At 74.7% G+C, this 19,111-nt stretch carries 14 protein-coding genes; 6 read left to right on the top strand and 8 right to left on the bottom strand.

The window, feature by feature from the left end; genetic code table 11:
- Nucleotides 1–7: 7 nt before the first annotated feature.
- The 3 genes from E1O70_RS06865 to hisC form a co-directional block, all read right to left on the bottom strand.
- Entirely contained in the window at nucleotides 8–2,053 is a 2,046-nt protein-coding gene (locus tag E1O70_RS06865) for a hypothetical protein (RefSeq protein ID WP_128957645.1), read from the bottom strand.
- A 60-nt stretch (nucleotides 2,054–2,113) separates the two neighbouring features.
- Nucleotides 2,114–2,404 (bottom strand): lactococcin 972 family bacteriocin, encoded by a 291-nt coding sequence (locus tag E1O70_RS06860; RefSeq protein ID WP_082774291.1) that lies wholly within the window; start codon nucleotides 2,402–2,404, stop codon nucleotides 2,114–2,116.
- A gap of 119 nt (nucleotides 2,405–2,523) precedes the next feature.
- Nucleotides 2,524–3,603: a histidinol-phosphate transaminase gene (hisC, locus tag E1O70_RS06855; RefSeq protein ID WP_061267045.1), complete on the bottom strand. Its 1,080-nt coding sequence runs from the start codon at nucleotides 3,601–3,603 to the stop codon at nucleotides 2,524–2,526.
- A gap of 103 nt (nucleotides 3,604–3,706) precedes the next feature.
- On the opposite strand from hisC, the gene E1O70_RS06850 reads away from it, so the two are divergent.
- Entirely contained in the window at nucleotides 3,707–4,096 is a 390-nt protein-coding gene (locus E1O70_RS06850) for a phage holin family protein (RefSeq protein ID WP_021483630.1), read from the top strand.
- A gap of 70 nt (nucleotides 4,097–4,166) precedes the next feature.
- Here the strand turns inward: E1O70_RS06850 and E1O70_RS06845 are convergent, their stop codons facing one another.
- The gene (locus E1O70_RS06845; protein ID WP_061267046.1) at nucleotides 4,167–5,873 is read right to left on the bottom strand and encodes a PGAP1-like alpha/beta domain-containing protein; all 1,707 of its coding nucleotides are present in this window, start codon (nucleotides 5,871–5,873) and stop codon (nucleotides 4,167–4,169) included.
- Nucleotides 5,873–6,187, bottom strand: a complete 315-nt coding sequence (locus E1O70_RS06840; protein WP_061267047.1) for a hypothetical protein — start codon at nucleotides 6,185–6,187, stop codon at nucleotides 5,873–5,875. Before E1O70_RS06840 ends, E1O70_RS06845 begins: the two co-directional genes overlap by 1 nt.
- A gap of 170 nt (nucleotides 6,188–6,357) precedes the next feature.
- On the opposite strand from E1O70_RS06840, the gene purB reads away from it, so the two are divergent.
- The 4 genes from purB to E1O70_RS06820 all read left to right on the top strand — a co-directional run bounded on the left by purB (nucleotide 6,358) and on the right by E1O70_RS06820 (nucleotide 12,364).
- Nucleotides 6,358–7,845 (top strand): adenylosuccinate lyase, encoded by a 1,488-nt coding sequence (gene purB / locus E1O70_RS06835; protein ID WP_061267048.1) that lies wholly within the window; start codon nucleotides 6,358–6,360, stop codon nucleotides 7,843–7,845.
- A gap of 330 nt (nucleotides 7,846–8,175) precedes the next feature.
- Nucleotides 8,176–9,813 (top strand): glycoside hydrolase family 10-like protein, encoded by a 1,638-nt coding sequence (locus E1O70_RS06830; RefSeq protein ID WP_061267049.1) that lies wholly within the window; start codon nucleotides 8,176–8,178, stop codon nucleotides 9,811–9,813.
- A 160-nt stretch (nucleotides 9,814–9,973) separates the two neighbouring features.
- Nucleotides 9,974–10,441, top strand: coding sequence for an NUDIX hydrolase (locus tag E1O70_RS06825; RefSeq protein WP_218004289.1), 468 nt, complete (start codon nucleotides 9,974–9,976; stop codon nucleotides 10,439–10,441).
- 126 nt (nucleotides 10,442–10,567) lie between these two features.
- Nucleotides 10,568–12,364: a hypothetical protein gene (locus E1O70_RS06820; RefSeq protein WP_061267050.1), complete on the top strand. Its 1,797-nt coding sequence runs from the start codon at nucleotides 10,568–10,570 to the stop codon at nucleotides 12,362–12,364.
- A gap of 37 nt (nucleotides 12,365–12,401) precedes the next feature.
- Here the strand turns inward: E1O70_RS06820 and E1O70_RS06815 are convergent, their stop codons facing one another.
- The gene (locus E1O70_RS06815; RefSeq protein ID WP_167496854.1) at nucleotides 12,402–13,694 is read right to left on the bottom strand and encodes an SH3 domain-containing protein; all 1,293 of its coding nucleotides are present in this window, start codon (nucleotides 13,692–13,694) and stop codon (nucleotides 12,402–12,404) included.
- 146 nt (nucleotides 13,695–13,840) lie between these two features.
- Between E1O70_RS06815 and E1O70_RS06810 the strand changes: the two genes are divergently transcribed.
- Nucleotides 13,841–15,208 carry a CoA transferase gene (locus E1O70_RS06810; RefSeq protein ID WP_061267052.1) on the top strand — a complete coding sequence of 456 codons (1,368 nt, stop codon included), beginning with the start codon at nucleotides 13,841–13,843 and terminating at the stop codon, nucleotides 15,206–15,208.
- 15 nt (nucleotides 15,209–15,223) lie between these two features.
- Here E1O70_RS06810 and E1O70_RS06805 read toward each other — a convergent pair whose 3' ends face one another.
- Both E1O70_RS06805 and E1O70_RS06800 read right to left on the bottom strand, forming a co-directional pair.
- Nucleotides 15,224–16,159, bottom strand: coding sequence for a Ppx/GppA phosphatase family protein (locus tag E1O70_RS06805; RefSeq protein WP_061267053.1), 936 nt, complete (start codon nucleotides 16,157–16,159; stop codon nucleotides 15,224–15,226).
- Nucleotides 16,160–16,257: 98 nt separating this feature from the next.
- A complete protein-coding gene (locus E1O70_RS06800) occupies nucleotides 16,258–18,960 on the bottom strand; it encodes a GH92 family glycosyl hydrolase (RefSeq protein ID WP_061267054.1) in 2,703 nt (900 codons plus the stop codon).
- Between the last annotated feature and the right edge of the window lie 151 nt (nucleotides 18,961–19,111).

Below are 19,111 nucleotides of genomic sequence, written 5' to 3'. Positions count from 1 at the left end.
CCTTCGTTCAGCTGTCACTGGATCGCGTCCGCAGGAGCCGGCGCTGGGCCACCGCGAGCGCGGTCACCAGCAGGGCGGACGACACGAGGCACACCGCCACCGCGACGAGCGGCTCCGCTCCCCCGAGCAGCCGCGGTGCGGCGGCCGCGACGACGGCGCCGAGGGCCGGCGGCGTGCGCGGCGGGTTCGCCGCCACGTACGCGACGAGCAGCACCGCCGAGGCGGCCTCGGCGAGGAACGCCGCGCGGTACCGCGCGGCGAACGACCACCCCGCGATGTAGCGGACGAACACGCTCTGCGCGTACCGCCGCGTGTACGCGCTCGACACCACGACCGCGGTGAGGAGCACGACGCCGGCCGCCGCCGCGATGTTCGCGAGCCCGAGCCGGAAGCTCCGGACGAGCTTCTGGTACTCCTCGGCCGCGGCGTCGGCGATCGGCGTGACCGACAGGACGTAGTCGCGGATGCCCGCCGCGCGGCTCTCCTCCAGCACGTACGCCGGGTCGAGGAAGACGACGTCCCCCGTCGAGGTGTACGCGCCGTACCCGTCGGCGCTCACGACCTCCGAGGCCGGGTCCACGACGAGCACGACCGGCTCGTCCACGAGCGGCGACGCGCTCGGGTCCGCCGCGTTGCCGTAGTCGAACAGCGTGCTGCCCTCGGCGAGCGGCGCACCGCGCTCGACGGCGCACGTCGCACCGAAGTAGTCCGCCCACGAGCCGACGGCGGCCACGACGTCGTCCTGCTGGTCCGCCCGCAGCGTGGCGGGCAGATGGATCGTGAGGCACGACCCCGGCGCCGAGGCGAGCCGCGACCCGGCCGCGTCGCGGACGTCCTGCTCCTTCAGGTACGAGGGGCTGACGAGGAGGACCGGCTGGTCCTCGGGGGCGACGGTCACCGTGCCGAACGCCGAGACGGGCTGCCGCGCGGCGAGCACCGCCTCGCGGTCGTCGAGGGCCCGCACGACGACCTCGCCGAGGCGCTGCGCGAACTCGCCCGCCCGGGCCTGGTCGTCGCCGCCCACGCCCACGGAGCTCGCGCCGCCCGCGCTCTGCCAGGCGGAGCGGGCGGCCTGCTGGCCCGCGATGAGCTGGCCCGCGTGCACGGCGGAGAAGATCGACGCGACGAGGATGACGAGGGCGCAGAACCGCACGCCGAACGCGGCGGGGACGACCCAGGCCCCGACGGACTCGCCCTTGATCGCGGCCGCGAGCGGGATGCGCTGCGCGGCGGCCGTCGAGACGGCGTGGGCGGTCACGGTGACGAGCAGCAGCCCGGCGAGGACGGCGCCGGCCAGGCCGAGGAACGTCGTCGCCTGCGCGAACCCGTTGTAGGCGCCGAGCACGATCGCGCACACGACGGCAGCACCACCCAGGTGGAGGGCGAGGCGTCGGCCGATCGGGGCGAGGTCGCGCCGCAGGATGCTGGAGAACGGCGCGCCCTGGAGGCGCTGGACCGCGTACGCCCGGGCGTTGAGGAGCGCGCCGCACCCCGCGAGGAGCACGACGGCGACCGCCGCGATGGCGTAGCCCGCCGGGATCGGCGTGCCCGCGAGGTAGCGGTGCCACGAGAGGATCGTCGGGTAGGAGTCGGCCGACGCCGTCACCCCGGCCTCCCGCAGCGCGGCGGCCAGCGCCTCGGCCTCCGCCGTGCCGCACGAGAGCCCGTAGGAGCCCACCGGGCTCGTGGCCCCGAGCTCGGCACCGGGGTGCACCTGCGTGGTGACGCCGCGGCTGAAGTCGGCGACGCCGTGGTCGAGCCACCGCCCGCCTGGGTCGGCCGAGCCGTCACCGAGGACCGAGAGGTGCCGCGTCGAGACGTCGGTGAGGTCGAAGGTCACCTTGGCGACGGTGCAGTCGCGGGAGGTCGCGAAGGTCGCGATCGTGCCGTACACCTCGGCGCTCGACGCGGTCGTGCCGAGGGAGTCGACGCGGAGCTGGGCGTCGAACCCGCGGACCGCGAACTCGCTGTACGCCTGCACCGTGAAGAAGGCGAGGAAGAGGCTGACGACCACCGCAAGGGCGTAGGCCAGGCTGAGGCTTCTGTTCGGCATGGAGGCTCCGCGCCGGACCGAGCAGGGGCGGCACGGCGCCGCCCCTGCCCTGCGTCCGTGCTACGCGCACGTGTGCCAGTAGGCGTGGTCCACGCGCATGGGCCAGTCCTTGGCGTGCACCTTCGCCCAGACCCCGGGCTTGATGTTGGTCACCCGGTAGAGCTTCCCGTTGTGCACCGACGCCCCGTGGCACTGGGTGTTGTGCAGGTAGTGCGAGTAGATCGCCCCGGAGCTGGTCCCGTAGTTCCAGATCCCGCCGCCCACGAGCTGCGAGCCGGCGAACGCCGCTGCGGGCGTCAGAGCCAGGACACCGGCGACCATCGCCGTCGTCAGTACTCGACCAAACTTCATATCTCCCCCTTCGGAAGTGATTGCTACGTAAAAGTAGCAATCCGGAGACGCGAGCACCAGGGGCTGGGACGATCTGGGGAAGTTCTGTTGCCGGAACGCCGGGGAGCGTCGAGGAGGGGCTACAGCCAGGTCGCGCTGACGCGCAGGAAGAGGTCGGTCGCCTCGGGCTCGCCCACGCTCACGCGCAGGCCCTCGCCCGCGAACGGGCGCACGATCGCGCCGGCGGCACGCGCCTCCTCGGCGCGCTGCGCCGTGCGGTCCCCCAGGTCGAACCACACGAAGTTCGCCTGCGACTCCGGCAGGGACCAGCCCTGGTCGCGCAGCCCTTCGACGAGGCGGGTGCGGTCCGCCACGAGTTGCTCGACCCGCTGCAGGAGCTCGTCCCGCGCCCCGAGCGACGCGATCGCGGCCCGCTGCGCGACGTGCGAGACCCCGAACGGCGTGGAGACGGCACGGATGCCCGCCGCGAGGCGCGGACGCCCGACGGCGTACCCGACGCGCAGGCCGGCGAGGCCGTACGCCTTGGAGAACGTGCGCAGCAGCACGACGTTCGGGTGCTGCGCGTACACCGCGAGGCCGTCGGGGGCCTCCGGGTCGCGCACGAACTCGAGGTACGCCTCGTCGAGCACCACGAGCACGTCCGACGGCACCGCCGCGAGGAACGTCTCGAGCTCGTCGCGGTGCACGGCCGGACCGGTCGGGTTGTTGGGCGTGCACACCATGACGACGCGCGTGCGCTCGGTGACCGCCGCAGCCATCGCGGGCAGGTCGAGGCGCCCACGGTGCTCCCCCGTCAGGAGCGGGACCCGCACCGACGTGCCGCCCGCGACCGCGACCGCGATGGGGTACGCCTCGAACGAGCGCCACGGGTAGACGACCTCGTCGCCCGGCTCGACGACCGCCTGGAGGACGTGCGCGAGCACCGCGACCGAGCCGTTGCCCACGACGACCTCGTCGGCCCCCACCCCGAGGTCCGCCGCGAGCGCCTCGGTGAGCTCGGTCGCGTACATGTCCGGGTAGCGGTTCGCGTCCGCCGCGGCGTCGGCGATCGCCGCCACGACCGAGGGCAGGGGCGGGTACGGGTTCTCGTTCGAGGAGAGCTTGAACGCCGCCGCACCCGGGGCGACGCGCGCCCCCGGGACGTAGGCCGGCAGGGCGGCGACGGCAGGACGCAGGGGGACGCGGGGTTCGTGGGCCACGGTCCTCGATCATGCCACCCGTGCACCGCGGTCCGTGGCGGACGACGGCGCGCCACGCGCGGCGCCCGTGCCGCACGACCGCCCGGATGGCAGGATGCCGGGTATGAGCTTCGTCGTCCGCGTCCTCATCACCGGTCTCGCGATCTGGCTCACGAGCCTGTTCATGGACGAGCACTTCCAGATCGTCGGCTCCGACACGGCCGGCGGCAAGGTCGTGATCGTCCTCGTCGTGGCGCTGCTCTACTCGCTCGTGAACGCGGTGATCAAGCCGATCGTGCAGGTCCTCTCGATCCCGCTCTACATCCTCACGCTGGGGCTGTTCTCGCTCGTCGTCAACGCGCTCATGCTCATGCTCACCGCGTGGATCACCGAGCAGACGGACTGGGGCATCCGCATCATCGGCGGGTTCTGGTGGGCGCTGCTCGCGGCCCTCATCATCGCCGTGATCAACTTCCTCGTCTCGGCCGTCGTGCCGAAGGCCCAGGACCGCTGACCCGAGCGCTCCGCCGCGCGCGCCGCCGCCCGTGCTCCCGACCGGCCCACCGGGGGACGGCGCCGGGCCGTCACCGCGCATCGTCCTCGCCACCACCCGTCCCGGCGCCCCCGAACGTCCCCGTGCCGCCGAGCGTGCCGGAGCCGCCCGTCGTCCCGGACCCGGCCGTCGCGCCGGAGCCGCCGGCCGTCCCGGACGTCCCCGGCGTGCCGAGGGACGGGCCCGGCGCCGTCACGACGCCGTCCGGTGCCTGCCACGGGGGCCACGGCGGCCTCGGCACCGCGAGCTCGCCGACGCAGAACGTCGTCTCGGGGTCCGGGACGAGACGTGCCTCGTAGACGAGCGGGTCCTCCGCCTCCCCGTCGAGCCAGTGCTCCACGTCGGCGAGGTGCTCCTCGAGGCCGCGGTCGCCCACCTCGACCGCGGCGTCGAGCACGTCCTGGTGGTAGCCGACGGAGTGCGGCACGTCGAGCGGCGGCCCGCCGCCGGGCGCGAAGACGGTACCGGTCACCGTCACGCGTTCAGGCGTCGCCGGGTTCGGCTTCCCGTCGAGGCCGGAGACCCCCTCCCCGCTCGTCTCGAGGTGCGTGGCGCGCACGCCGGGCGGGAGGCCGTGCCCCCCGACCGGTGACCCGGCGGTGACGACGTGGCGCACCTGGTAGGTCCCGACCGTCGCCGCCGCGATCGTGGCGGCGACCATGCCGCCCTGGCTGTGCCCGACGAGCACGACGTCGTCCTCGGGCTCGATGCCCGACTGGCCCATCGCGTCGAGCACCGCCCGCGCGCTGTCCGCCCGCGCGCGCTGGGACTCGTCGTCGGACATCAGGTCGTAGTTGGACGTCATGTTCCACACCGTCCGGAGGTTGCCGGGCTGGGTGCCCGGGATCGCGACGACCCACGTCGGCGTCCCGCCGTCCTTGACGATGCGCTGGACGCTCAGCACCGAGTCCGTGCTCCCGAGCGCCGCCACGGCGCCGAGTGCGGACCGCGTGTCCGTGGGGGTCGGCAGGTCGTAGGGCGCAGCGTCGACCCGCCGCACCTCCGGGTCGGGCAGGAACCGGTCGCGCAGCGGCTGGACGGACGCCCGCAGCACCGCCGCCGCGTTCCCGACCGTCGGCACGGCGTACCAGGCGCGGTCCGGGTCGAGCATGCCGATCGTGCGACCCAGCGCGCGGACGGTCGCGGGGTGCAGCGCCTCGCCCGTCGTGACGAGCCGGCCGAGAGCGGGTCCTCCGTGCAGCAGGGACTGCGCGAGCCCGGCGAGGCCCTGCGTGACGATCATCCCGAGCCCGGCGGCGCCCGCCCCCGCCAGCCCGTAGTGCCGTCCCGCCACGACCAGCGCGGTGTCGGACCACCCGGCGGCGGCCGCGGCGTCCGCGTCGTCGTACACCCGGACCGCCTGGTGCAGCCGCCCGGCGAGCCCGCGCAACCGCTGCTCCTCCTGCCCGGTGAGCAGGGCCGCCGCGTCGAGGTCGTCGAGGAGAGCCGCGCGCGCGGCCCGGACCTCCGCCGACCAGAACGGCGTCGTCGTCAGGTTCGCGCCTGCGGCCGACCCGAGCGGCTCGGCCGGGACGAGCCGCCCGGCGTACGCCGTCGGCGTGGCCGTCGTGACCTCCACCGCGTGCCGCGCGTCCCGCAGCGCCCCTGCCGCTCCCGCAAGGAGGTCCGCCCGGGCCGCGAGCACCGCGGCCTGCGCGACGACCCCCGCCGTCTCGACGACCGTCGGCTCCGTCCCGCCACGGATCACGACGGACGGACCGGGCGGCGACCCGCTCATCAGCCACCTCCCGCGGCGAGCCCCGCGGCCAGCCCCGCCCGCAGGCTCGTGACGTCGGCCTCCGCGAGCACGGTGAGCGCGTCCAGCCGCACGAGGCACGTGCCGAGCGTCTCGTCGAGTCGGAGCAGGGCTGCCCGACCCTCCGCCGTCGCGTCGTCGTACGCGTGCCGCGCCTGCCCGGCCCACGGGAGGTCGGGGGTCTCCAGGGCGGCGCCGGCGCGCGCGGCGTCGTCGGTCGCCGTGCGGACCTTGTCGCGGGCACGGGTGATCCCGAAGGGTGCGGCGAGGCACGGCGGTGGTGGCGGGGTCGGCATGGCGGCGACCGTACGGAGCCCCGCCGGCCGACGGCGCGGCAGGTCGCCAGGCTGTGGACCGAACCCTCGCGCCCGGACGCTGGGGACGGCCACGGGCCGCGCGACGGCTCCGTTGCCCGGACTGCGGGCGGCACCGACCGCCGTCGGGCACGCGTGGGAGAATCAGGGGCGTGCCCGAGAACCCTGCCGCAGCCGCCCCTGCCCGCGTGAGCCTCGCCGAGGTGACCCCGCCGATCGCGCTCGGCCCGCTCGACGGCCGCTACCGCGCCGCGGTCGCCCCGCTCGTCGACCACCTCAGCGAGGCCGCGCTCAACCGCGAGCGCATCCACGTCGAGGTCGAGTGGCTCATCACGCTGTGCAACGGCGTCCAGGCGGTCGACGAGAACGCGGTCCGCCCGGTCGTGCCCGGCGCGCCCCAGCTCTCCGACGCCGAGGTCGCCTACCTGCGCCGCATCCCCGCGACGTTCGGTGGCGACGAGATCGCCGAGCTCGCCGCGATCGAGCGCGAGACGGTGCACGACGTCAAGGCGGTCGAGTACTTCGTCAAGCGGCGCCTCGCCGCAGCGCCCGACACGCTGGGCCCCGACACGGTGCTGCCCGGCGTCGGCGAGCTCGTGCACTTCGCGTGCACGAGCGAGGACGTCAACAACCTGTCCTACGCGCTCATGGTGCGCGGCGCCGTCGAGCACGTGTGGCTGCCCGCCGCGACGGCGCTCGCCGACCAGCTCGCGGAGATGGCGCGCGAGCACGCCGACGTGCCGATGCTCTCCCGCACGCACGGCCAGCCCGCGACGCCGACGACGCTCGGCAAGGAGCTCGCCGTCCTCGCGCACCGGCTGCGCCGGCAGCTCCGCCGCGTCGGTGCGGCCGAGTACCTGGGCAAGCTCAACGGTGCGACGGGCACGTACGGCGCGCACTCCGTCGCCGTCCCGGGCGTGAACTGGCCGTCGGTCTCGAAGCACTTCGTCGAGGGTCTCGGTCTCACGTGGAACCCGCTGACGACGCAGATCGAGTCGCACGACTGGCAGGCCGAGCTGTACGCGGACGTCGCGCGGTTCAACCGGATCCTCCACAACCTCGCGACCGACGTGTGGACGTACATCTCGCTCGGGTTCTTCACGCAGATCCCCGTGCCGGGCGCGACCGGGTCGTCGACCATGCCGCACAAGGTCAACCCGATCCGGTTCGAGAACGCCGAGGCGAACCTCGAGATCTCGTCCGCGCTGCTCGACACGCTCGGCGCGACGCTCGTGACGTCGCGCCTCCAGCGCGACCTCACGGACTCGACGACGCAGCGCAACGTCGGCCCCGCGTTCGGCCACTCGCTCCTCGCGATCGACAACGTGCGCCGCGGCCTGAAGGCCCTCGCCGCGAACGCCGACCTCATGGCGGCGGACCTCGACGAGAACTGGGAGGTGCTCGGCGAGCCCATCCAGTCGGCGATGCGCGCGGCGTCGGTCGCGGGCGTCCCCGGCATGGAGAACCCGTACGAGCGCCTCAAGGACCTCACGCGCGGCCAGCGCGTCGACGCGGCGCGGCTCCGCGAGTTCGTCGCGGGCCTCGGCCTGCCCGACGACGTCGCGCAGCGCCTCGCGGACCTCACCCCCGCGACGTACACGGGCCTCGCCTCCCGCCTGGTCGAGACCTACCTGGACTGACCGGCCGGTGCCGAGCACGGGGTCGGCGACCGAATCCTCGGGATCTCGGTCGCCGACCCCGTTCTCGTCCGCACCCCGCGTCGTGCTCGACGGCGCCCGGGTCAGACGGCGGTCGGCTCGCCCGGGTGGGGGCCGCCCCGGCCCGGCATCCCACCCGTGGCCGCGAGCTGGGCACGGTGCGACGCGCGCACCTCGGCGAGCTCGTCGAGTCCCGGAACGCCGACGACCCCACTCTCGGCCCCTCCGCCAGGAACGCGTGGCGCAAACCTTCACAGACACGATGTTCTGTGAAACTATCTGCCACATACTCGACGACCCGGAGGATCAGCAATGACGCTCGACGGCTCCCCCACGTCTCCCGCCCCGGCTCCGGCCGGCGTCGGACGACGACAGTTCCTCACCCTCGCCACGGCGGGCGTCGCGGCGAGCACGCTCACCGTGACGGTCGGCTCGCTCACCCCGGCCGCCGCGCTCACCGCGCCCGGCGCGACCCACGCCGCACCGACCGCGGCCCCGGCGCCCCGCAAGCGCGAGCTGCGCGCGATGTGGATCTCGAGCGTCGTGAACATCGACTGGCCGTCGGCGTCCGGGCTCTCGGCGGAGCAGCAGCAGGCCGAGCTCCTCGGCTGGCTCGACGTCGCGCGCGACTTCCGTCTCAACGCCGTGTTCGTCCAGGTCCGCCCGACGGCCGACGCGTTCTGGCCCAGCCCCTACGAGCCGTGGTCGCAGTACCTCACGGGTGTGCAGGGCCGGGACCCCGGCTACGACCCCCTCGCGTTCGTCGTCGAGGAGTGCCACCGGCGCAACCTGGAGATCCACGCCTGGTACAACCCGTACCGCGTGTCGATGCAGGCCGACCCGGCGCGGCTCGTCCCCGAGCACCCCGCGCGGCAGCACCCGGAGTGGGTGTGGGCCTACGGGGGAAAGCTCTACTTCGACCCCGGCCTGCCCGCGGCGCAGGAGCACATCAAGAACGCGATCCTGCACAGCGTCGAGAACTACGACATCGACGGCGTGCACTTCGACGACTACTTCTACCCCTACGCCGTCGCGGGCGAGACGATCCCGGACGCCGCGACCTTCGCGACCCACGGCGCCGGCTTCGACCGGGTCGAGGACTGGCGGCGCCACAACGTCGACACGTTCGTGCAGTCCATCTCGCAGCGCATCAAGCAGGCGAAGCCGTGGGTCAAGTTCGGCATCAGCCCGTTCGGCATCTGGCGCAACGCCTCCACGGACCCGCGCGGCTCGCAGACGGGCGGCTCGCAGTCGTACGACATGCAGTTCGCCGACACGCGCAAGTGGGTCCTCGAGGGCTGGCTCGACTACATCAACCCGCAGATCTACTGGCAGCTGGGGCTCGCCGTCGCGGACTACGCGAAGCTCGTCCCGTGGTGGGCCGACGTCGCCGCACAGTCCGGCACGCACCTGTACATCGGGGAGGCGCTGTACAAGGTGACGTCGGGCGTCTTCACCGACCCGGCCGAGCTGTCGAACCACCTGACGTTCTGCCAGGAGCAGGAGCACCCGGTGCACGGCAACGTCTACTTCTCGGCCAAGCACGTCCCGGCCGACCCGCAGGGCTCGATGACGCGCGTGCGCGACGACCACTACCGGAACCCGGCGCTCGTCCCGGCCATGCCGCACCTCCCGGGCACGAAGGTCCGCACGCCCGTGCTCGCGTGGGCCGGCTGGCGCGACGACGGCGTCCGCGTGCACTGGACCGACGCCGGCGGCCGCCGGTTCGCGGCGACGTCGTTCGCGATCTACCGTGCCGACGGGTGGGTGCAGCACGTGGACACCGAGAACCCGGCGAACCTCGTCGCGACGCAGCGGGCCGAGGGCCGGGTGGTCCAGGACTTCCTCGACCCGACCGCCGTCCGCGGGCGCCGGTACACGTACGCCGTGACCGCGCTCGACCGCGTCTGGAACGAGTCCGCACCGAGCAGGGTCCGCTGGTCGGTGTGACGATCGTCGTGCCGGGCCTCGGCCCGGCACGATCGCCCTTCGCCGGAACTGGGGCCGCGCGAGGGGCAGGCCCGACGGCGCGTGGTTCGCTGGGTGCGCCACGCGCCGTCGGGGTTTTCCGTCCGCCCCGACGTGGGTGCCGGGTGGCACAGTGGGACGCGTGAGCACGCCCGACCTGCGCCCCGCCGGCCCCTCGACCGCCGGAGCGTCGGCCCCGCCGTCCGACCTCCCGCCCCTGCGCACCGTCGGCTGGGTGAACGTCCGTGACGGACGCCTGCTCGCGGTGCGGACGACCGGGAAGGACCGCTTCTTCATGCCGGGCGGCAAGGTCGAGCCCGGCGAGACGGACACCGAGGCGCTGGTGCGCGAGATCCACGAGGAGCTCGGCGTGCGCCTGGACCCGGAGACGGTCCGGCCCGCGTTCGTCGCCGAGGCCCCGGGGCACGGGCTGGGCGGGCGCGTCGTGCGGATGCACTGCCTGTACGCCGAGCCGCTGCCCGGGTCCCCCGAGCCGGCACCGAACGCCGAGATCGCCGAGCTCGCGTGGCTCACGCCGGCGGACGCGGACCGCGTCCCGCCCGCCGGCCGCATCGTCCTCGAACGCCTCGCGGACGTGCTCTCGGCCTGACCGCGCGCCCGCAGGCAGGCCGCTCGGACGTGGTATGGGGACCTCGCCCCATGGGCACCCCGAGACGCGGGGGCGCCCGTCCACGTACGCTCCGGAAGCACGATCCGCCGCGACAGAGGGACGACCATGGGGTTCTACGGTGCCGACATCGGCGAGCTGCGCAGGCTCGCGCAGAGCCTGACGACGGCGTCGGAGTCGCTCGAGACGACGCGCGGCGGCCTCCAGTCCACCGTCAGCGGGGCCCGCTGGGCCGGGCCCGACGGCGACGAGCTGCGCGGCCGCTGGACCTCCGAGCTCGGCCCCGCGCTCGCCGCGGCCGCGGCGACGCTGCGCGACGCGGCCGACAAGGTGCGCACGAACGCCGACCAGCAGGAGAGCGCCAGCTCCGACGGCACGGGCGGTGGCGCCGGCGGGGATGCCGGCGGGTCGGGCGGGTCCGGGTCGGGGTCCGGCGGCTCGGGCTCCGGAGGGTCGGGCGACGGCGGCTCGGGCGAGAGCGGCGACGGCCCCGGCGGCCCGACGGTCTCGGTGAAGGGCAGCCAGAGCGGCGGCTCCGACAACGGCGGCCTCGGGAGCCCCGCGACGGAGGGCACGGAGTCGAAGGTCGGCTTCGGCGTCTCCCACGACCCGGACAGCGGCGAGACGACGTACTCCGGCAGCGGGTCGCTCGCCGACTGGTTCAAGACGACCGACGGCTCCAAGGTCTCGTTCGGCGTCAACGGCGGCGCCGAGTACACGGTCGGGGAGAAGTCGGAGGACGGCTTCACCACCTACACGTCGAAGTCGGACGTCTCGATCGGCGTCGAGGGCGGCGTCTCGAAGGGCGGCACGGGCGTCAGCGGCGGGTACACGACCGGCGTCACGTCCGAGTACACCCTGAAGATGCCCGACGGCACCGACGTCGACCCCGGGTCCGTCAACCCGTTCGACCCGCGGAGCATGCCGGTCGGCTCGTCCGTGACGATGGACGGCGGGAGCTACTCCAAGACCGAGCTCGACGCCGCGTTCCGGCACATCGCGCTGGAGTCGTCCGTCAAGGACTCCGAGGGCGTGAGCAGCCTCATCGAGCGCACGGGCGACGACACGGTCCGCGTCACCGCGGGCCCGACGGAGGCGATCGCGAACCATGCGGGCCTCGGCCTCGACTTCGACGCGGTCAAGGTCATGCTCGGCAACACGACGTCGCTCGACGGCGCGTCCCTGCGCAGCGCCGAGTTCGATCTGTCCACGCCCGAGGGCCAGGCCGCCTACGACACCTACCTCGTCACCGGCGAGATCCCCGGCGACCCGTCGACCGGGATCTCCGGCACGACGACCATCGAGCGCGTCAACTACGACTCGACGTCGACCGTCGGCTTCGACACGCCCGTCGGCGGGGCCGAGTGGCAGCTCGGCCAGAACACGGGCTCGCTCGTCGCGACGACCTACCCCGACGGCAGCACCGAGCAGCTCATGACCGCGACGTACGGCGACCGGGGCGACTTCCGCCTGTCGCAGTCGTTCGACGCGTCCGGCACGGAGGACCTGTCGGCGCGCACGTACTCGTTCGACGTCACGGCCGACGACATGTCGTCGCAGTACTTCAACACGCGCGACTTCTCCGGCTTCTCGCCGTCCGGCGAGGTGTCACCCGGCCAGCAGGTGACGATGACGCTCACCGAGTCGCAGATGAACCGCCTGGCCGACAGCGTGCGGACCGCCGTCGAGAACGACGCCCTCGGCATGCAGACGCGGGCGATCGTCACCGACTACGACATGAAGCCGCTCTCGGACCCGTACCAGCTCGCCACGAGCCTCGCCCGGGCGGCCGACTCCGACCTGGACCTCGTCATGATGATCAGCGAGATCAACGCCGCGGGCGACGGCTCGGTCACCGACCGGTCCGCCGCCCGGTTCCCCGGCACGGTGACGCTGGGGAACTGACGCCGCGCCTCCGGAGGGGCGCGGCGCGGAGATCGGCTCAGCGGGGCTTCTGCGCCGAGAGGTACGCGGTGGAGACGAAGCCCGTCCTGCCCCCGGCGGTCACCTTGAGCCACCCCTTCGAGGCGGTGCCCACGTGCGTCACCACGGTGCCGCGCCCGAGCCGCGCGACGACCTTGGACGAGGTCGACGCCGACGCCCGCAGATTGAGGCTCGAGGCGGTGACGTACGACGTCCCGGCCTGGGGCGTCACCGGGGCAGGGGTCGGCGTCGCGGGCGCCGACGGGGCGCCCGTCGAGGTGTACTGGGCGGACACCCAGCCGGTCCGGCCGTTCGCGGTGACCTTGAGCCAGCCGCCCGACGTGGTCACGACGGAGAGCGTCGTGCCCTTCGGGAGCCGTGCGACCACGGCCGAGGCCCTCGTCGCCGACGCCCGGAGGTTGAGCGACGCGGCCGTGACGTACCGGGTCGCCTGCTGAAGTGCCGACGGCTGGGGCGCCGGGGGCTGGGATGCGGGCGGCTGGGGTGCCGGGGGTGTGCCGATCGGCGCGGGCCTGGTCGGCCCGATGCTCGCCGCAGGGACCCAGCCCGTCGCCTGCCCCGACGTGACCCGGCGCCACGAACCGCTCTCGTCCCCGGGGGCGCCGACGACGGTCGCCCCGTGCGGGATCCGGGCGACGACGGCGGAGCCGGTGGCCGCCCCGGCCCGGAGGTCGACGACGGCGTTCGTGTAGTAGGTGCACGACGTCGCGGTCGACCTGGCGGCCACCCGTGTCGCGTCGCGCCCGAGGTCGACGCCCTGGCCCGTCAGGTAGGCGAGCGGGTCGGTGTGCGACGCGCCCGATCCGTAGGTGCCGTTCCAGACCTCGAGGTGCAGGTGGGGGGACGTGGACAAGCCGCTGGACCCGACGTCGGCGATGCGCTGCCCGGCCTTGACCGTCTGCCCGGCCTTGACGTACTTGTCGCCGTCGATGACGTGCCCGTACACGCTCGAGACCGTCCTCCCGCCGATGGTGTGCCGCAGGACGACCCACTGCCCGAACCCGGTGACGCTGCCCGCGCGCAGGACGGTGCCGTCGGCGATGGCGTTGATCCGGGTGCCGGAGGCCGCGCCGAGGTCCTGCCCGAGGTGCCACGCCGACGCACCGGCGACGGGCATGCAGCGCGGGCCGTAGTAGGAGGAGACCGAGTAGGTGCGCGCGCCCAGCGGCGCCACGACGGCGCCCGCCGCGCTCGCGCTCGGAGCGACGAGCAGACCGCCGAGCCCCGTGGCGAGCGCCGTCGCCATCGCCACGCCCGCCACGCCCGACCAGCGCCTCGCGTTCCGAACCATCTGCTGCCCCCTGAAGAGATCCGACATGCCCGGCGTGTCGGGTTGACACGCCTCAGGAACGCTAAGTCCCGTCCGCGCGGACCGCCAGATGGACGACCGTCCAACATGACCCAGGGCCCCGACGCACCAGGGCGTACCGTCGTGTCATGACCGCCGGGACGGGAGGCGTGGGCCACGACTTCCTCGCCGCGACGCTGCCCGTCCGGGGCCTGGCGATCGCGTCGGTCGCCGCGGTGCGCGACGCCGCGGCGCGGGCGGGCGGGTTCGACCCCGGACCGGCCCCGGACCCCGAGCGCGTCGCGGCGGCGTTCGCGAGCGACCGGCTGCTGCGGGTCGACGGCGCTCCGGTGGACGGGTTCGCGCCGCTGTCCGGCTTCTTCCGCGCGGCGGACGGCTGGGTCCGCACGCACGCGAACTACCCGCACCACCGCGCGCGGCTGCTCGCGCTCCTCGACCTGCCCGCCACGGTCGCGGACCACCCGTCCCGGGACGACGTCGCGACGGCGCTCGCCGCGCGGTCCGCCCAGGAGGTCGAGGACCTCGCGGCCTCGGTCGGCGCGATCGCCGTGCGCGTGCGCTCTGCGGACGAGTGGCGCGCGTCCGCGCCGGGCCGGGCCGCGGCGTCGGGCCCTGGCGTGCGGACCGCGGTGCGCGACGACGCCGCTCCCCCGCGCCCGCTCGCCCCCGGCCCCCGGCCGCTCGCCGGCCTCCGGGTCCTGGACCTGACCCGCGTCATCGCCGGGCCCGTCGCGACGCGGACGCTCGCGCTGCTCGGCGCGGACGTCCTGCGCGTCGACCCGCCGGGCCTGCCCGAGATCGAGGTCCAGCACCTCGACACGGGGCAGGGCAAGCGGTCCGCGCTGCTCGACCTCGCGACCCCCGACGGCCGGGCCCGGGCCCAGGAGCTGCTCGACGCCGCCGACGTGCTCGTGACGGGCTACCGTCCGGGCGCGGTCGAGGCGTTCGGCCTGCGCCTGCCGGGCGGCGCGGTGCGCGCCCGCGTCAGCGCGTGGGGCGACGACGGTCCGTGGGCCCGCCGCCGCGGCTTCGACTCGATCGTGCAGGCGGCCAGCGGGATCGCGCTCGTGGAGGGCACCCGGGACGGGACCGTGGGCGACGCCTCGACGTCCGCGCCCGGCGCCCTGCCCGCCCAGGCGCTCGACCACGCGACGGGCTACCTCCTGGCCGCGGCCGTCGTGGACGCCCTCGCCGACCGCGCGGCCGACGGCCGCGGGCGCGACGTGGACGGCGCGCTCGCCCGCACCGCGAACGCGCTGCTCGCCGCGCCCGGGCGCGACCCCGCGCACGGGCCGCCGCGGACGCCGGGGGCGCGGTGCGTCGTCGGGCACCGGGTGCGCCTCGACGGCCGGGACGTCGAGGCGACGACGACGCGGCCCGCGCTCGACCGCCTCGCGGGCGAGCCCGTCGACGACTACCCCGCGCCGGCCCGGCCGTGGGGTGCGGACGCGCCGCGGTGGGCGACCCCGCCCGGCGCGCGCGGAGCCGACGGCTGAGCTGCTCTCCGGGCGTCAGGCGTGGTCGAGGCGGCGCAGGATCGCGCCCTCGCGCAGCGCCCACGGGCAGATCTCGACCTCGTCCACGCCGAGCGCGCGCATCGTCTCGACCGCGACCACCCCGCCCGCGACGATCTGGAACGTGCGCTCCGGCGTGATCCCCGGCAGCGCGGTGCGGCCCTCGGCCGTGATGCGCGCGAGCCGCGGCACCCAGTCCGCGAGCTGCGCGCGCCGCATCCGCCACCGGTCGTCGGGGCCGACCGCCTCGGTCTGCATGCCCGCGAGCCGCGCGAGCGAGCGAAAGGTCTTGGACGTCGCGACGACGTGGTCCGGGCGCGGGAGCCGGGCGAACCGCGCGACGGCGGGCGCGAGCGTCGTGCGCACGTGCTCCCGCAGCGCCTCGACGTGCTCGGGTGCGGGCGGGTCGTCGGGCAGGAAGGCCATGGTCATGCGCCCCGCGCCGAGCGGGAGGGACACGGCGAGGTCGGGCTCCTCGTCGACGCCCGACGCGATCTCGAGCGACCCGCCCCCGATGTCGAGGACCAGCAGCCGGCCCGCGGCCCAGCCGTGCCAGCGGCGCGCGGCGAGGAACGTCAGGCGCGACTCGTCCTCGCCGGAGAGCACCTTCACCGGCTGCCCGACGCGCTCGCCGATCGCGGCGAGCACCTCGGGCCCGTTGGTCGCGTCCCGCAGCGCCGACGTCGCCATGGGCAGCATCTCGTCGACGGCCGACTCGCGCGCGAGAGCCATCGCGTCGTCGACGGCGGCCAGCATCGCCGCGACCCCTTCCGGGGACAGCGACCCGTCGGGCCGGAGGTAGCGCATGATGCGCACGACCGTGCGCGCCCCCGCGGCCTGCACGGGACGCGCCGCGTACGCGGCGTCGACGACGGCGAGGTGCACGGTGTTCGAGCCGATGTCGAGGACGCCGAGGCGCGTAGTGGTGCTCACGCGGCGAGCCTAGCGGCGCGGCGAGGGCCGCCGTCGGGCGTCCTGCCCGACGACGGCCCTCGTCCGGTGCGCGGCGCGCACCCGCGGTGACGCGGCGGTCAGCCGCAGGCCAGCGCGTCGTACGCCGCGTCGACCGTCGTGGTCGTGCCGTCCGCGGCGACGACCGTGACGGTCGCCGTCCCGGCCTCGACGGACGTCGCGCGCGTCGTGAACGACTGGTAGGCGCTCCTGCCCGGCTGCACGTGCCGGACCGTCCGCTCGCCGAACGGCGTCGTGAGGGTCACGTCCACCGGCGCGTCGGCCGTGCTGGTCGCGCGGACCGCGACGAACGCCCGGCCGCCGAGGCAGCGCGCGCTCGCCTCGACCTCGACCGGCGCGGGCGGCACGACGGCGGAGACCGACGGGATGCGGTCGGCCGCCCCCGTGCCCCACGTGAGGCCCGCGCTCGTGTCGGAGAGGTCGAAGTCGAGCGTGCCGCCGTCCTGGAGCGCCGCGACGTCCAGCCACGCGGCGGTGTGCGCGACGCCGTCGACCTCCAGCCCGGCGACGTAGCTCGGGAGCTTCTCGTTCGCGCCCGCCGCGTCGATGCGCAGCGTCGCCCCGGCGTCGGTCGTGACCGTCGCGGCCTGCACCTTGGGCGCGTTGAGCGCGAGGATCCCGGAGCCCGGCATGACGGGCTCGAACCCGAGCGACGCCATGACGTACCAGGCGGCGAGCGTGCCGAGGTCGTCGTTCCCGACGCCGCCGCCCGGGGTGTCCGGGAAGCGGTTGAGGTTCGCGGCGAGGACGTCGTTCGTCTTCCACGGCTGGCCCACGTAGCCGTAGAGCCACGCGTTCATGATCGTCGGCTCGTTGCCCGGGTTGTAGCGGATGGTCGTGTAGTACGAGCTGCCGCCCTTGGCCCACGTGCTCGGCGAGACGCCGGGGTTCGCGGCGAGCGCCGGCTGGTCGAAGTAGTAGTCGAGACGCTCGACGAAGCCGTCCTCGCCGCCCATGACCTCCTGGAGGCCCGTGACGTCCTGCGGCACCATCCACTGGTACTGCCACGGCACGCCCTCGTGGAAGCCGGAGCGCGTGACGTCCGTCAGCTCGGGCAGGGTGACGAACTCGCCCGTCGGGCGCTTCGCGTTGACCATGCCCTGGAAGCCGCCGGAGAGCTGGACGTCCGGGTTCCAGAGGTTGCGCCAGTTGCGACCCTTGTCGAGGAACGCCTGGCCGCCCTCGCGGCCCGTGCGCTCGGCCGCGGCGCCGAGGCTCGCGTCGGCGAGCGCGAGCTCGAGCGTCGCCGAGCCGCCGTGGCGGTACTCCTCGAACTGGCCGCCGAGGCCGCCCTCGTTCTCGGGGTAGAACGGCACGTGGCCGTGCTCGGCGTAGAACTCGGTGCTGCGCCGCCCGACGGACGCGACGTCGTCCGGCGGGGTCGTCGTGGCGTTCTCCACGAGGTAGTCCCACAGCTCGTCGGTGATGTCGTCGGGGACGGTGCCGAGCGCGAAGTTCTCCGCGAGCCACGGCGTGACCGGGTCGCCCGCCATGATGTTGGTCTCCAGCGCGCCGAGAGACCAGCGCGGCAGCCAGCCGCCCTCGACGCGGTGCTGGTACATCGAACGCACGATGTCCTGCGCGCGCTCGGGCAGCAGGAGGGCGTGCAGCGTCGCCTGCGTGCGGTACGTGTCCCAGAGCGAGAAGTTCTGGTAGTAGTCCCAGCCGTCGGCCTGGTGGACCTCGAGGTCCATGCCCCGGTACCGGCCGTCGACGTCGCTGCCGATCGTCGGGGACAGCAGGGTCTTGTAGAGCTGGGTGTAGAAGATCCGGCGCTGGTCGGGCGACGCGTCGATCGCGGCACGGCCCAGCTCGGCGTTCCACGCGTCGCGGGCCTCCTCGCGCACGGTGTCGAACGCGACCTGCCCGCCCTCGTCGGTGGCCTCGGCCTCGCGGTTGGCGCGCGCGCCGTCGACGCTCACGAACGACACGCCCACGCTCACCTCGACGTCGCGGTCGGTCGTGGTGTCGAACACCGCGACGGCGCCGTTGTTCCCGCCCGCGACCTCGCTCGTCGTGGAGCCCGCGACGTAGCGCGCGTCGGTGCCCCACGTGCCGCTCGACGCGACCGGGCGGTCGAACGTCGCGCTGAAGAAGTACCGCTGCTTGTCGGGCGTGCCGCCGCAGAAGCCGCCGTTGTCGACCCAGCCTTGGAGCGTGCGGTCGTCGACCCACGTCACCGAGCTCGCGCCCGCGTCGCGCAGGGTCTGGCCCACGTTGAACGACAGGTGCGACGTCGTCGACGCGGGGAACGTGTAGCGGTGCGCGCCGACGCGCGTGGTCGCGGTGAGCTCGGCGTGCACGTCGTTCGCGAGCGTCACCTCGTAGAACCCGGCCGACGCGCGCTCGGTGCTCTTCTGGTCCTTGATCGCGATGAAGGAGCGCGACGTGCGCGGGGTGGTGCTCGTGTCCGGCGTGACGAGCAGCTCGCCCGCTGCGGGGCAGCCCGCGCTGTTCACGTGCCGGTGGCTGAAGCCCCACACGCGCCCGGCGTTCGTGCTGTACGACGTCGAGGCGTAGGAGTTGGTGTTGTCCGGGCTGAGCTGGACCATGCCGAACGGGACGGTCGCGCCCGGGTAGGCGTTGCCCTCGCTCTCGGTGCCGACGAACGGGTTGACCTCGAGCGTGAGGTCGTCGCTCGCGGCGGCGGTGACGGTGCCCTCGTCGGCGGGGGCGGCGCCCGCGGCGGCGGGCAGCAGCGTGCCCGGCGCGACGGCGAGCGCGAGCCCCGCGGCGAGCAGGGCGAGTCGTGGTCGTCTCATGCCATGTCCTCTTCGACGTGCGACCGGGCGTCGTCGCCCGGGGCGCCCCGGGGCCGTCGGTCAGGTGCCGCCCGGGCCGCTCGTGGCGGGGCGACGGTGCTCCTGGTCGACGACGGGCGTCCGTCGGCCACCCTCTCCCGGCTATGACTGC

The organism is Cellulosimicrobium funkei (genome assembly GCF_004519295.1).
GTDB classification, from domain to species: Bacteria; Actinomycetota; Actinomycetes; order Actinomycetales; family Cellulomonadaceae; genus Cellulosimicrobium; species Cellulosimicrobium funkei.
The sequence above is the reverse complement of the archived record's forward strand: the minus strand, read 5'-3'. Positions and strand labels throughout refer to the sequence as shown.

Excerpts from the sequence above, each read along its gene's own strand:
- E1O70_RS06865 (WP_128957645.1), bottom strand. The coding sequence starts at position 2,053 with ATGCCGAACAGAAGCCTCAGCCTGGCCTACGCCCTTGCGGTGGTCGTC.
- E1O70_RS06860 (WP_082774291.1), bottom strand. The coding sequence starts at position 2,404 with ATGAAGTTTGGTCGAGTACTGACGACGGCGATGGTCGCCGGTGTCCTG.
- E1O70_RS06850 (WP_021483630.1), top strand. The coding sequence starts at position 3,707 with ATGAGCTTCGTCGTCCGCGTCCTCATCACCGGTCTCGCGATCTGGCTC.
- E1O70_RS06845 (WP_061267046.1), bottom strand. The coding sequence starts at position 5,873 with ATGAGCGGGTCGCCGCCCGGTCCGTCCGTCGTGATCCGTGGCGGGACG.
- E1O70_RS06840 (WP_061267047.1), bottom strand. The coding sequence starts at position 6,187 with ATGCCGACCCCGCCACCACCGCCGTGCCTCGCCGCACCCTTCGGGATC.
- E1O70_RS06830 (WP_061267049.1), top strand. The coding sequence starts at position 8,176 with ATGACGCTCGACGGCTCCCCCACGTCTCCCGCCCCGGCTCCGGCCGGC.
- E1O70_RS06820 (WP_061267050.1), top strand. The coding sequence starts at position 10,568 with ATGGGGTTCTACGGTGCCGACATCGGCGAGCTGCGCAGGCTCGCGCAG.
- E1O70_RS06815 (WP_167496854.1), bottom strand. The coding sequence starts at position 13,694 with ATGGTTCGGAACGCGAGGCGCTGGTCGGGCGTGGCGGGCGTGGCGATG.
- E1O70_RS06810 (WP_061267052.1), top strand. The coding sequence starts at position 13,841 with ATGACCGCCGGGACGGGAGGCGTGGGCCACGACTTCCTCGCCGCGACG.
- E1O70_RS06800 (WP_061267054.1), bottom strand. The coding sequence starts at position 18,960 with ATGAGACGACCACGACTCGCCCTGCTCGCCGCGGGGCTCGCGCTCGCC.